At 41.0% G+C, this 12,099-nt stretch carries 14 protein-coding genes and 1 riboswitch; all 14 genes read right to left on the reverse strand.

From position 1 onward, the window contains the following. Nucleotides 1-2 precede the first annotated feature (2 nt). The 14 genes from ribD to AAV98_RS18715 all read right to left on the reverse strand — a co-directional run bounded on the left by ribD (nt 3) and on the right by AAV98_RS18715 (nt 11,852). Nucleotides 3-1,106 carry a bifunctional diaminohydroxyphosphoribosylaminopyrimidine deaminase/5-amino-6-(5-phosphoribosylamino)uracil reductase RibD gene (gene ribD / locus AAV98_RS18650; protein WP_060667023.1) on the reverse strand — a complete coding sequence of 368 codons (1,104 nt, stop codon included), beginning with the start codon at nt 1,104-1,106 and terminating at the stop codon, nt 3-5. Between the two features lie 137 nt (nt 1,107-1,243). Then, nucleotides 1,244-1,394: riboswitch (FMN riboswitch) on the reverse strand. A gap of 227 nt (nt 1,395-1,621) precedes the next feature. Further along, the gene (locus tag AAV98_RS18655) at nt 1,622-2,062 is read right to left on the reverse strand and encodes a peptidylprolyl isomerase (RefSeq protein WP_060667024.1); all 441 of its coding nucleotides are present in this window, start codon (nt 2,060-2,062) and stop codon (nt 1,622-1,624) included. 342 nt (nt 2,063-2,404) lie between these two features. Beyond that, nucleotides 2,405-3,730 carry a diaminopimelate decarboxylase gene (gene lysA / locus AAV98_RS18660; RefSeq protein WP_060667025.1) on the reverse strand — a complete coding sequence of 442 codons (1,326 nt, stop codon included), beginning with the start codon at nt 3,728-3,730 and terminating at the stop codon, nt 2,405-2,407. A gap of 223 nt (nt 3,731-3,953) precedes the next feature. Then, nucleotides 3,954-5,429 (reverse strand): spore germination protein, encoded by a 1,476-nt coding sequence (locus AAV98_RS18665; protein WP_060667034.1) that lies wholly within the window; start codon nt 5,427-5,429, stop codon nt 3,954-3,956. After that, on the reverse strand, nt 5,377-5,988 hold the full coding sequence (locus AAV98_RS18670) for a stage V sporulation protein AE (RefSeq protein ID WP_156317859.1): 612 nt from the start codon (nt 5,986-5,988) through the stop codon (nt 5,377-5,379). The genes AAV98_RS18665 and AAV98_RS18670 overlap by 53 nt, the downstream gene beginning before the upstream one ends. Nucleotides 5,989-5,994: 6 nt before the next feature. Then, the gene (spoVAE, locus tag AAV98_RS18675; RefSeq protein WP_060667027.1) at nt 5,995-6,345 is read right to left on the reverse strand and encodes a stage V sporulation protein AE; all 351 of its coding nucleotides are present in this window, start codon (nt 6,343-6,345) and stop codon (nt 5,995-5,997) included. Continuing rightward, a complete protein-coding gene (gene spoVAD / locus AAV98_RS18680) occupies nt 6,345-7,355 on the reverse strand; it encodes a stage V sporulation protein AD (protein WP_060667028.1) in 1,011 nt (336 codons plus the stop codon). Before spoVAD ends, spoVAE begins: the two co-directional genes overlap by 1 nt. Before the next feature lie 11 nt (nt 7,356-7,366). Next, entirely contained in the window at nt 7,367-7,825 is a 459-nt protein-coding gene (spoVAC, locus tag AAV98_RS18685; protein ID WP_060667029.1) for a stage V sporulation protein AC, read from the reverse strand. A gap of 14 nt (nt 7,826-7,839) precedes the next feature. After that, a complete protein-coding gene (locus AAV98_RS18690) occupies nt 7,840-8,262 on the reverse strand; it encodes a stage V sporulation protein AB (protein ID WP_060667030.1) in 423 nt (140 codons plus the stop codon). Further along, on the reverse strand, nt 8,252-8,872 hold the full coding sequence (locus AAV98_RS18695) for a stage V sporulation protein AA (protein WP_060667031.1): 621 nt from the start codon (nt 8,870-8,872) through the stop codon (nt 8,252-8,254). The genes AAV98_RS18690 and AAV98_RS18695 overlap by 11 nt, the downstream gene beginning before the upstream one ends. A 127-nt stretch (nt 8,873-8,999) precedes the next feature. Further along, entirely contained in the window at nt 9,000-9,755 is a 756-nt protein-coding gene (sigF, locus tag AAV98_RS18700; protein WP_010194391.1) for an RNA polymerase sporulation sigma factor SigF, read from the reverse strand. Between the two features lie 12 nt (nt 9,756-9,767). Continuing rightward, entirely contained in the window at nt 9,768-10,208 is a 441-nt protein-coding gene (gene spoIIAB / locus AAV98_RS18705; RefSeq protein WP_010194390.1) for an anti-sigma F factor, read from the reverse strand. After that, the gene (gene spoIIAA, locus AAV98_RS18710) at nt 10,208-10,558 is read right to left on the reverse strand and encodes an anti-sigma F factor antagonist (RefSeq protein WP_060667032.1); all 351 of its coding nucleotides are present in this window, start codon (nt 10,556-10,558) and stop codon (nt 10,208-10,210) included. Before spoIIAA ends, spoIIAB begins: the two co-directional genes overlap by 1 nt. Before the next feature lie 130 nt (nt 10,559-10,688). Next, nucleotides 10,689-11,852, reverse strand: coding sequence for a D-alanyl-D-alanine carboxypeptidase family protein (locus tag AAV98_RS18715; RefSeq protein WP_060667033.1), 1,164 nt, complete (start codon nt 11,850-11,852; stop codon nt 10,689-10,691). Nucleotides 11,853-12,099 lie beyond the last annotated feature (247 nt).

Here is a 12,099-nt window from a genome sequence, read left to right on the forward strand (position 1 = left end):
GCTCACCTCCGTTTAACTACTTTAGGTATAGAAATAATCTTTATGTCGGCGCCAATTCTGGTAACCTCTTTGATGTCAAGTTCTACTACTTCATCCATTTTCGCAAAGCCTTCCCCGCCAATAACTGTGGGAGCATCTTGACCACCTATCAATTTAGGAGCAATATAGGTTATTACTTGCTGAATGGCATTATTTTTTAGAAAACTGCCATTAACTGTCGCTCCACCTTCAACAAATAAAGAGGTAATTCCTTCCTCCCCAAGCAACGCAAGAAGAGCATTGACCTCTACCTTTTCCACGGGTAGAGAAAGGACTCTAATTCCTTTTTGCCCCTTTAAAGTAGCCACTTTTTCAATATCCGGTTTGGAGCCGGTAATGATCCAGGTAGGCGCCTTTCCGTCTGTGACCACTTTAGAACCCAGCGGTGTTTTAAGGTGAGTATCAAGAATGATTCTTATTGGATTTTTCCCGCCATTTGGCAGCCTAGTGTCTAAACTTGGGTCATCGGCAAGGACTGTCCCAACTCCCACTAGAATTGCATCATGCTGATGACGATATTGATGAACATCCATTCGTGCGTCAGGTCCAGTGATCCACTTACTCTCATTGGTGTGAGTGGCGGTTTTTCCATCCAGGCTGGCAGCTGTTTTTAAAGTAACAAATGGTTTACGGGTTTTTATATAATGGAAGAAAACCTGATTCAAGGCCAGAGCTTCCTCTGCACATACACCAACTTCCACTTCTATCCCTGCCTTACGAAGCTTTTCCATTCCTTTTCCTGCAACCAATGGGTTTGGATCTGTTGAGGCTATGACTACTCTACTAACCTGTGATTGAATGAGAAGATCTGAGCAAGGAGGCGTTTTTCCAAAATGACTACAAGGTTCTAGTGTTACATAAACTGTTGAATTCCTTGTTTTTTCTTCTCCTGCCATCTGAATGGCATTGACTTCTGCATGAGCCTCTCCTGCTCGCAAGTGTGCGCCAAAGCCTACAATTTCTCCTTCTTTCACTACCACACAACCGACAACCGGGTTTGGAGAGGTTTGTCCTGCTGCACGCTTCGCCAGATCAATGGCAAACTTCATGTAATACTGATCTTCCAAAGCTAATCCCCTCCTAAAATACATCAAAAAAATAATAAAAACCTCTAAGTATATCGCCTTAGAGGTTTGAGTGGATTAAAATTGCGTATAGGAAAATAAACAGTGTTCAATCAAGAATTTTTCACTGCTTGCAATCTATAATCCTTCTCCCATCCAGACTTTAACTGTCGGCCCTGGAGTTGCACCAGATCCACCGCTTTTCCTATTCAAGAAAACCGGGTCACGGACTAAGAAACATAAAGCTTCATCACCGCCGGTAGGGAATTTCACCCACCCCCGAAGGACATTCATATGTAGTTGTATTCCGTTATTATTTTAGCATATCTTCCAGATAAGTAAAATTTAAAGTTTCTGTTAATTTTGTTAAACGATGAATAACCAGTAAATGATGCCCCAGATCAGGGACATTGCCAGCAACACGCCGAGTAAGACCCAATTCTTTTTATTCATGGTAGTTTCCTGCTTTCTTTTTTGTAAAAAAAGAGAGAGCATTTCTGCTCCCGCTTTTAAAACTATTATTCAGCGTCTGTTACTTCCACTTTCTCCATAACGTCGCCATTTTTCATGTTTCTAGCTGTTTCAAGTCCAGAAGTCACTTTTCCAAAAACAGTGTGAACACCGTTTAAGTGAGGTTGTGGCTGGTGAACAATGAAGAATTGGCTAGAACCAGTGTCTCTTCCAGCGTGTGCCATGGAAAGGCTTCCTGCTTCATGCTTATGTGGGTTACCTTCTGTTTCACATTTGATAGTAGTTCCGCTTCCGCCTGCACCTGTACCAGTTGGATCTCCACCTTGGCTTACGAAACCAGGGATTACACGGTGGAATGTCACACCATTATAGAATCCTTCGTTTGCTAATTTTTCGAAGTTTGCAACCGTATTAGGCGCTTCGTTTGGATAAAGTTCGAATTCGATTTTTTCTCCGTTTTCCATAAGTATGTATCCTGTTTTTGCCATTATGAACATCTCCTTGTATATAAAATTAAAATGAACCAGTTATTATCATACATGATTATAGTAGGAAAAGGAAGTCAGACGGCCGGCAAGCTGCTATTTCGTTCGTAGATTTCTTTAAACACCGCTGTTAATTTCCACAAGGGCTGACGTGAGCCTCCTCGGCTTAGCCTGCGTAGTCTCCACCTAGCGCTATCTCCCTCAGGACAAGGAAGGCTTCGGAAGCGATTCATCGCACGAATGCAAGCGAAGCGTCTGGAACGGAAATCAATAGTGTTGAATAATATCTTAACCCCAAAAATGCGCACCCTAATTTAAAAGGGTGCGCTTTTGTTGGATTGGGTTTTATTTTGTTAGCTTCGTTTTTGCTTGGAAAGGTAAATCCAATCTTACCAAGTCCTCAAAGGTTTCTCTGCGGATGACAAGTTGCGCTTCGCCGTCTTCTACAAATACAACTGCTGGTTTGGTAATTCGATTGTAGTTGTTTGCCATTGCATACCCATATGCTCCGGTACAGAATACTGCCAAATAATCTTCATGATTGGCTTTGGGTAACGGAAGGTCCCAAATCAACATGTCACCAGATTCACAGCATTTTCCAGCAATGGATACCTTATCATCTGCTTGGTCTTCCACTCTATTTGCAAGTACCGCTTCGTATTTAGCCTGGTATAGTGCAGGTCGAATATTATCCGTCATTCCACCATCGATGGCCAAATAATCCCTGATATTTGGAATCTCTTTTTTGGAGCCGACAGAGTAGATGGTCGTTCCCGCATCTCCAACTAATGAACGGCCTGGCTCAATCCAGATTTCAGGCATCTTCAGATGATGATCTTTTACAAACGATTGAACGTCGGTGATTATTTCTTCAACATACACAGATGCAGGAAGAGGATTGTCTTCTTCCGTGTATCGAATTCCAAATCCTCCGCCAAGGTTCACTACGCGAGCTTCAAAGCCTTCTTTATCGTTCCATTCTTTTAACGTTTCAAATAGTTTGCCTGCAGCAAGTTTAAATCCTGTTGTTTCAAAGATTTGAGAACCAATATGACAATGAATTCCCAGCAAGTCCAAATGAGTTGCATTAGATGCAATCTTCATCGCTTTGTGTGCCTGACCGCTTTGCAAATCAAAACCAAATTTAGAATCCTCTTGTCCAGTCAAAATATAATCATGTGTATGCGCATTGATTCCCGGTGTAACACGAAGCAAGATTGGCATCGTATAATCATGCTTTTCACAAATTTCCTGAAGCAATGTTAATTCTAAAAAGTTATCTACAACCACACAGCCAATTTTATTCTCTACAGCCATTTCAAGCTCTTCTACACTTTTGTTGTTACCATGAAAGTGGATGCGATCTACGGGGAAATTTGCAACGATTGCAGTATAAAGCTCTCCTCCAGATACCACATCTAAGGATAACCCTTCTTCTTTTACTAGCTGAAACATCGCAACAGAAGAAAATGCTTTGCTTGCATATGCAACTTGAGCTTTAACACCAAGATTTTTGAAAGTGGTCTGAAAATCTCGTGCCCGTTCTCGAATTAGTGCTACGTCATAAACATATAGTGGAGTGCCATAATCCTCCGCAAGTTTAATGGTGTCAACTCCCCCTATTTCCAAGTGCCCTTTTGCGTTTACTTTACTAGTTCCATGATAATACATATGCCGTTTCCCCTCGCGCAGTTAGTTTATAAGTAACTCTATTTAATACCATATTCTCTAGTAGAGAATTGTGGATGTGTTCTAGCCCTGATAAAAAAAAATTAAGCAAAAGACAGCTAAACAGATTCTTTAGCTGCCTACAAACTCTTTCATTCTGTACTTGATTAAACTAAACTTTACCACACATGAATGCCTCTATCAAGCGAATATTCTTACTAGTTTGTTATTGAGGTTGCCTAAACCGATTTCTCGGATGAACAATACTTGGGCGAATTTTTGCACCAGGTGTACTTCTTCTTACAAGGATCATGAGCAATGCTTTTGGACTGAATGGTATAAATGGCCATAAGTAAGGCGTATTTAACGAACGAGTTCCTGCAAGAAATAATAGTAACAATGTTATCCCTACTACCAACCCTGGCACGTGAAAAAATGCTACCAGAACTAAGAGAGCCAATCTAATTATTTTGTTGGCGACACTCAATTCATAACTTGGAGTAGTAAATGAGCCTATAGCTGCTACCGCAACGTATAGAATAACCTCAGGTACGAAAAGTCCGACATCAATAGCAATTTGCCCAATTAAAACGGCGGCAATTAAACCCATCGCAGTGGAAAGCGCGGTTGGTGTATGAATGGCTGCGAGTCTTAGAAATTCTACCCCGATGTCTGCAATGAAAATTTGAAAGACCACAGGAATATTAGATTCTTCATTTGGTCCAATAAAACTTATTGGTTCAGGAAGCAGACTTGGCTCCAATATCATTAAGAACCAAAGTGGCAAAAGGAATAAAGAAGCAAAGATACCACAAAAGCGGACCCAACGGACAAAAGTACCAACTGCTGGAGACTGCCTGTATTCCTCTACATGTTGTACATGGTGGAAGAATGTAGTTGGAGTGATAATGACACTAGGGGATGTATCTACCATAATAATGACATGGCCCTCCAACAGGTGTGTCGCTGCAATATCAGGCCTCTCTGTGTAACGTACAAGGGGAAATGGATTATAGCCTTGTTTTACAATAAACTCTTCTACCGTTTTATCTGCCATGGTCAGCCCATCAATATCAATATTTTTCGTTTCTTTACGAACAATATCAACTAAATCGGGGTCAGCTACATCTTTTATGTACGCAAGACAGATATCTGTTTTGGATCGTTCTCCAACTTGAAAAATTTCATAGCGAAGCCTTTCATCTCTTATTCTTCTTCGTGTTAGGGCTGTGTTCACAATAATATTTTCAACATACCCGTCTCTAGCTCCCCTGACCACTTTCTCTGTATCAGGCTCTTCTGGACTTCTTCCTGGGTATGCACGAGTATCAATGACAAAGCCGCTGTCTTCGCCTTCAAGCAAAATGACTACCAGTCCGCTAAGCACTTGGTCTACCACTTCATCCATATACTCGATATTGTTCACTTGCTGGTTTACCAAACGGTTGTTCACAATTTCTTTTACTTTGTAAGTCTTTTTTTCAAAATCATTGATATGAAGCAATTCTTCCATAAGTTCGATAATAAACATCGTGTCACAAAGACCATTAACATAATAGAGGTTCAATTCTTTTCCAAGAATGGTAAACTTCCTTACGCCAAGGTCAAAGCTGACATTTAGCCCAACCTCGTCTTTGAAAAATTTTTCATTATTCGTCAGTTTCGGTGATATTGGTACTTTTTCCATTCCATTGTGAGACATCATACCCATTCCTCTCTAAAATGATTTCGACCGCTTTGCTGGTAATGGGAGCTCCTCGTTTTACATCATCTCTCCTTGCCATCTTGCCTATATCGCCTATTCCGACAACGAGCGGAAAATGCAGTTCATCTAAACAATACACGGTATCTCCATTTATTCTTCCAATATCCATTTCCTGTATTCCACTTTTGTCAACTCCAAAAGAGGAGACTTGCAAATCACGATCAACGGTCAGATGCACTTTTGTCCATTCCGATTGATGTGTTTTAGAAGCAACCGCGATTACTCCTAATACTTCAACTTGTTCATGGGTGGCAACATATCGGAGAGCCCGTTCTCCTGCCCCCTCACCAAGAAAACCACTGTCATCAAACATTACAAAAACGGGTTCACTTTTCGCCCGCAATATCAACTTTACTAACTCCTCCCCACTTAACAAGGTAGGATTCCCAAAGGAAGCGGAAATACATCTGCCACCATAATGTTCAGCAACAAGCTGTATCGTCTTCTTGGCATATACATCTCCATCCGTTATTAAAATGACCCGTTTTGTAATCACAACTATCTACCCTTTCGGTTTAAAGATAAGTGCGGCGATAAAAGCGAACAGAATGGCAGCTGAAATTCCCGCAGAGGTTAATTCGAATATCCCCATACCAATCCCGATAAAACCGTGTTTCTCTGACTGATGCATGGCACCATGCAATAACGAGTGACCAAAGCTTGTAATGGGTACGGTTGCACCTGCACCAGCAAAGTCAATCAACTTATCATATAGCCCAAAACCGTCCAGTATTGCTCCAGCTACAACAAACGTACTCATCACATGCGCAGGTGTTAGCTTGGCAAAATCCAATAATAATTGTCCAATTACACAAATTAATCCACCGACTACAAAGGCAATTAGATATTCCATTATGGGTCCACCCTCTCTAATACCACTCCATGTGCGATCGTTGGAATCGATTCTTTTTGTTGTATCATCGTAGGGCTTAGCAATGCGCCCGTTGCAACAACAAGCACTTTCTTCATCATTCCAGTCTTTAATTCATTAATCAGATGGGCATAGGTTACAACAGCACAACATCCACAACCGCTTCCCCCTGCAAAAACCTCCTGATCTGGCCTGAAAATCATTAACCCGCAATCACTATGTTTCACTGTGATATCGTAGCCTTCTTCTTTTAGAAGTTCTTTTAGAATAGGACTTCCAACTCCAGATAAGTCGCCTGTCACAATCAGGTCATAAGTATCTGGATTCACATTTAAATCTTGAAAGTGTGCTTGAATAGTATCAGCTGCAGCAGGTGCCATCGCAGAACCCATGTCAAATGGGTCCGTGATGCCAAGATCCATAACCCTTCCTATGGTCGCTGAAGTAATGCGAATCGGGCTTGGCTCTTTGCTGACTAGCGCAGTTCCCGAACCTGTTACCGTAAAGGTTGCAGAATCCGGTTTTTGTCCGCCATATTCAGTCGGATAGCGAAACTGCCTTTCTGCAGTGGCATTGTGACTGCTGGTGGAGGCTAGAACCCTGTTTGCAAAGCCTCCGTCCACAAGCGCTGCCCCTACTGCCAATGTTTCCATCGAAGTAGAACAAGCACCAAACATACAGAGAAATGGTATTTGATGATGCCTTGCCACATAATTAGCCGTTACATTTTGGTTGAGTAAATCTCCGGCAAGGAAAAAGTCGATGTCTTTGTATTCCAGATTCACTTTATTTAGACATGATTGAACGGATTGCTCCATTAATCTTCTTTCTGCAAGCTCCCAGTTATCTTCACCGCAGTGGAGCTCATCATATGATTTATCAAACAAGGAACCAAGCGGTCCTTCCGCTTCTTTCGGTCCAACGGCCGTCCCTGTTGAACTGATATAAATTGGATGTTCAAATACCCAACTTTGTTTTCCTGTAAGTCGCACTACTTTTCCCCCTAACCAGTAAAGCTCATATTTAATAGATACCGAATCATTCCTACCACATAGGCAGCCACTACTCCAAATACAATGACACTGCCTGCAAGCTTAAACATATTTGTCGCCACTCCAAGTACGATGCCTTCACTTCTGTGTTCCATAGCTGCACTTGTCATAGAATTGGCAAAACCAGTAACAGGCACAGCAGAACCTGCGCCAGCAAATTGACCCAGTTTATCGTAAATGCCAAAACCTGTTAGCAGGGCAGATATTAGAATTAGAGTAGCAACAGTAGGGTTTCCTACATTTTTTTCGGAGAAGTTAAACACTGTCATGTAGAAATTTTGAATACCTTGGCCAATTAAACAAATTAGCCCCCCTACAAGAAAAGCCTTTACACAATTAATCACGTAAGGTGTTTTAGGCTGAAATTTCTTTATGTTATTTTTATAATTATCCTTCAGCTTTTCACTCATGGTTGTCCTGCCTCCTACAAATTGACAAACACTAGCCAGTGATATAATGATCCAATTATTTTTCCGAACACAATGGCCATTAAAAGAATTGCCATCTGACCATCCACCCCGATCCTTTTAGCCAAAATCGGCAATACATTTAACACTTCCGTCAAAGCTGCGGCCAATAAACCAACAAACACTCCACAAAACAAACCAACAGGTATAGCAAGGATGGCAGGAAGATGAAAAGTCACACTGTTTAAGCTAATCCAACTTCCAAACAAAGCCCCTCCAATAACCCCCCATTCGTAGCCATACACAAACTTGGTTGTTTTGGTCAATTGGGTCAACCTCGGAATGATCCCAAGCACCGCAAGAAACGCAACAAAGCCAGATCCAACAGCAAGCCCTCCAGCGAAACCTAGAAATACAACAAATACGATATTAATCGTCATCAATTTTCTTCGAGCTCTCCTTGTTTTCATGCATAATTACATATTGATCCAGGTCCTGTTGATAGTTGAACATTTCTACTTCAAGGGGGCTTGGCTCTTCGTTAATCCGTTTACGGAAAACATGATTAAAAAATAATATCATCCCCAAACCTAATCCAATGGAATAGGGAATCTGAAGAAGAAGCGGTTTCTCATCCTCAAGACCCGTGATGGTTTTAAAAATCTTTTGATGAACGATTCGCATGCTAACATCTTCATGAAAATTCATAATGGCGAGTGCTGCACCTAGAAAGAGCAAGATCCAAACACCGACAAAAAACATCGGACGGAATCGTTTTTTCTTATAGACAATCTCCACTATGGTCTGCGCAGGCCCAAAGGTCTGAATATCCAGTTCTCCATCTACTTTTCTCATCTCTTTTATCAACCGCATCACATCTAAAACGACAATAGATTTATCACTCATGTTTATCTGATGGATGGGAATATTCCGTACCTTGTCCAAAATTCCCCTGTCTGCAATTAACTGGGCAACATCTTCTATTTTTATCGTTTGATTGGGACGGGCCTGAATACGATGACGAAGGCGAACATATAGCGATTTATCCATCTTCCAAACACATCCTGCCAAAAGATATTGTATTTGTAGTATGGATTAGTGGGAGAATTACCATGCAAAGGAAAAAAGAACACCAAGAATTACCACGTTTGCTTCACAAGAAAAAACCGTACGGACATCATTCATCCATACGGTCTTTCATTTGTTGCAATATTTTCTTTTCCAATCGGCTTACCTGCACTTGGGATATACCAAGACGCTGTGCAACCTCTGTTTGAGTCTGATCCTTATAGTAGCGTAAATATACAATCAGTTTTTCTCGCTCATCAAGCTCTTCAATGGCCTCTTTCAAGGCAATTTTGTCGAACCAACGATGCTCAGAATGATCGGCGATTTGATCCAAAAGTGTAATAGGGTCCCCGTCATTTTCATAGACAGTTTCATGGATTGAGGAAGGAGCGCGTGCAGCCTCTTGAGCAAGGACCACTTCTTCCGCTGTAATCTCCAAGAACTCCGCTATCTCATTGATGGTCGGCACTCTACCGTATCTTTTGGATAACTCATCTTTCGCTTTTCTGATTTTATTCGCCACTTCCTTCAACGAGCGGCTAACTTTCACACTTCCGTCATCCCGGATGAATCGCTGGATTTCACCAATGATCATTGGAACGGCGTAGGTGGAAAATTTTACGTCATAGGATAGGTCGAACTTATCCACTGATTTCAAAAGGCCAATACACCCTATTTGGAACAGGTCGTCCGGCTCATAACCTCTGTTCATAAAGCGCTGAACGACCGACCAGACAAGCCTCATATTCTTTTGCACAATCGTATCTCGTGCTTCTTGTTCGCCAGATTGACTTCTTTTTATCAGTTCTTTCACTTCATGATCTTTTAGGTATGTTTGTGTTTGGTTCTTAACCTCAACATCCATAGGTTTAGCTCCTTAATTACAAAGCGCTTTGCTCTTAGCTAAATACTTGGTCATACGGATCGAGGTGCCTGTTTCTCTTGATGAATGAATTTCTACATAATCCATAAAGTTTTCCATGATGGTAAACCCCATACCAGAACGCTCGAGCTCAGGCTTAGTAGTATATAACGGCTGTCTAGCTTCTTCTACATCATCAATTCCCATACCTTCATCTCTAATGGTGATATGGACAGCTCCATCTTCTAGTTCGACAGAGATGTAAACAGTGGCGTTAGGGTCATTGTCATAACCATGAATAATAGCATTTGTTACAGCTTCTGAAACGACTGTTTTAATTTCCGTCAATTCATCCATAGTCGGATCCAATTGCATGATGAAAGCAGCTACCGTTACCCTTGCGAACGATTCATTTTGGCTTAGGGCAGAAAATTGAAGATTCATGTGATTTTTCATTATGCCACCCCCAATTTTTGCAGGGCGTTTTCTTCACTTTCTTCTAAACGGATAATTTTAAACAACCCAGACATTTCAAACAGACGCTTAACAGCTGGTGAAATAGAACAAACCACCATTTCTCCCCCATTATTTTTAATTTGTTTATAACGACCCAATATAACACCGAGCCCTGAGCTGTCCATAAAAGACAACTGTTCCAAATTTAAAATAATATGAGTGATCTGATGTTTTTCAATTATAGCCGTAGCTTGGTTACGCAGATTTTCAGCTGTATGGTGGTCCAATTCACCTGCTAAACGTACACAAAGAACATTTTGTTTGACTTCCAAATCAACGGTAAGACTCACTGCACTTTCCCCCTTGTGGAAACTTTGTTCAGTGAGTCAATTTCTATATTTTATTTCCGTTTTCCTGCCTACAGACAAAACTAGTGTTTATTCGCTAAAAAAACAGGTTCTATTTTGGTAGAAATAAGAATTATCCCAGCTTGGAGAAGTGACCCATAGAACGTTTAAAGAGTTGCCACCAACTAGCTTCGTTACTGTCTTTGGCTGCTACAAGGTCACTTTCAGAAAGAACCTTTCCACCTTTTTTCAAAACAATCTTTCCTACTTTGTCTCCTTTTTTCACAGGAGCTTTCACATTTTCATCCACTGTAATTACTTTCTCCACGTCATCGGTATTCTCACCTTTTTTCGTGAGTACAGATATTGGTTCACTTGTTACAACATCTACTTCTTTCTCTGAACCTTTGCTAATTTCTACCCTACCTACCGCTACGTTGCGTTCATACATCGGGTGTGTTTTGTACTGACTGAATGCAAAATCCAGCATGTTCGTAATCTGCGCATTTCTGTCTTTCGGTGTCGGTGCACCAAATACAACAGCAATTACTCGCATATTGTCTTTTTTGGCAGTAGCCGTTAAACAGTATTTTGCTTCTTGTGTAAATCCTGTTTTCACTCCATCCACTCCAGGATAGAATCTAACAAGTTTATTCGTATTCACCAACCAGAATTTCTTTTCCGAATCTTGTCGGAGATAGTCTTCATATTGACCTGTATATTTGGTGATGCCTTCATATTTCAATAGTTCTTTTGCCATTACCGCCATGTCATTTGCCGTGCTGTAATGTTCTTTTGCCGGTAAGCCTGTAGGATTTTGAAAGAGAGTGTTTTCTAGACCAAGATCTTTAGCTTTTGCATTCATTCTGTCTACAAATGCAGCTTCAGATCCTGCGATACGCTCTGCCATTGCCACAGATGCATCATTACCTGATGCTATTGCAATCCCACGAAGCATCTCATCTGTCGTCATTTCTTCACCTGGCTCAAGAAAAATTTGCGATCCTCCCATAGAGGCTGCATATTCACTTGTCCTGATTTTTTCGTCCCATGTAAGTTCACCTTTATCAATAGCTTCCATAATTAAGAGCATTGTCATGATTTTTGTCATACTCGCCGGAGGCAATTTTTCGTGTCCGTTTTTTTCATACAACACTTGACCCGTGTCGCGTTCAATCAATATAGCAGATCTAGCATTTTCAGTAAGTTGAACACTTTTTTCTTCCGCCCCTGCAACAGGACTAAATGCGGAAAAAGCAAAAGCAATTGCAATTATTGCAGTAATAAACTTTTTCATCCTTAGACCTCCATTCCTATTCCTACTTCACATTTTTTCCAAAAAAACATGTTTTATACTAAGTTTTGGAAATGGAGGGAAATAATTTTGGACACCATGGTTGCTCTGGGTTTGCTCTGCTACCATTTCGGGCATTGATATGGTATTACGGGAGGAGAGAACTTTTCTCTACTACCTTTTGGGTAGTGGGAATGATTTTTTAGGTGGAGAGACCACTTCTCTACTACCATTTCTCAAATACAAATGT

Source organism: Bacillus sp. CHD6a, assembly GCF_001293645.1.
Classification (GTDB): domain Bacteria; phylum Bacillota; class Bacilli; order Bacillales; family Bacillaceae_I; genus Sutcliffiella_A.